The following is a 1,301-nucleotide window of genomic DNA, read 5'->3' as shown; positions in this document are numbered from 1 at the left end:
CGATCCGCTGGGTCATCATGTCCATCGTCGCGCGGAAGCCGCCGTGACTCGCGATGGTGGTGGCGAAATCCAGCGCGACGCTGATGATCGCGAAGCCGGCCGCCGACGCGACGATGAGGCCGAGCTTGCGCTGGTCGGCGGCCGGGACCGTCGGCGCGACGATCTTGGTCGAGGAAGCGATCCGCGCGAGCAGCCAGGAGGGCAGGCCGAGACTGATGGCGAAGACCAGCGCATCCATGCTGGCGGCGTTGATGTCGCTGAGCTGGAAAAGGGCAAGGCCGCCGTCGCGCACATCGAGCAGGCCGACAGCCAGGGCGCCGATGATCGCGGCGGCGAAGCCGGCGACCGAGCCGAAGGACAGGGCGGCCAGCATGATCGGAAGCGGCGAAATGAAGCCCATCGCCAGGGCCAGCGAGGTCTTCTGCACCGTCAGCATCGACAGCAGTGCCGAGGCTAGCCCGCCACCGATGGCGGCCAGGATGACGACGCTGGATATTTTGGCAAAGATCGGTCGCATGTGGTCCGCTGTCCCGCGCCGTTGGCGGTTAGAGGCAAGTCGCGGAACAGTGCCGCGCCGGCCCCAACATGAAGAAGACGCACCGGCCGAGGCCGGTGCGGGGATCGAAGCGCGGGGATCGCGCTCCGACGGTACGATCGCTTAGCGGATCACGTAGGGCAGCAGCCCCAGGAAGCGGGCGCGCTTGATCGCCTGGGCGAGCTCACGCTGCTTCTTCGCCGAGACGGCGGTGATGCGCGATGGGACGATCTTGCCGCGCTCGGAGATGTAACGCGAGAGCAGACGCGTGTCCTTGTAATCGATCTTCGGCGCGCTGGGGCCGGAGAACGGGCAGGTCTTGCGACGACGGAAGAAGGGGCGGCGGGCGCCGCCTGTGGTGGTAGCCATCAGAATGCTCCATCTTCATGCGGGGCGGGACCGGCATCGTCACGCGGACGGCGCGGCGGACGATCGCCACGCGGGCCACGCGGGCCGCGGTCGCCGCGATCACCACGGTCATCGTCTTCGCGCTTGCGCATCATCGCGGACGGGCCGTCTTCATGCTCTTCCATGCGGATGGTGATGAAGCGCAGCACGTCTTCGTTGATGCCCATCTGGCGTTCCATCTCGGTGATGGCGGCCGGAGGCGCGTCGATGTTGATGAGGGAGAAATGCGCCTTGCGGTTCTTCTTGATCCGGTAGGCAAGGGACTTGACGCCCCAATATTCGACCTTCGCGAACTTGCCGCCAAGACCTTCGACGATCTGCTTGTAGCTTTCGGTCAGCGCTTCCACCTGTTGGGCGG

Annotated in this window: 2 protein-coding genes and 1 pseudogene; all 3 read right to left on the bottom strand. The window is 66.3% G+C overall.

The features are described from left to right. Positions 1-517: pseudogene (locus GSQ79_RS13590) on the bottom strand (hypothetical protein); the annotation flags it as partial. 141 nt (positions 518-658) lie between these two features. After that, complete coding sequence (gene rpsR, locus GSQ79_RS13585) at positions 659-904, bottom strand: 30S ribosomal protein S18 (protein WP_158809242.1); 246 nt, start codon at positions 902-904, stop codon at positions 659-661. After that, on the bottom strand, positions 904-1,301 hold a 398-nt coding region (rpsF, locus tag GSQ79_RS13580; RefSeq protein WP_158809241.1), incomplete at its 5' end, for a 30S ribosomal protein S6. The genes rpsF and rpsR, both read right to left, overlap by 1 nt.

Origin of the sequence: Beijerinckia sp. L45, assembly GCF_009765775.1 — a bacterium.
GTDB lineage: Bacteria > Pseudomonadota > Alphaproteobacteria > Rhizobiales > Beijerinckiaceae > RH-AL1.
Note: the sequence above shows the minus strand (reverse complement) of the source record. Positions and strands in the feature narration are given on the sequence as shown.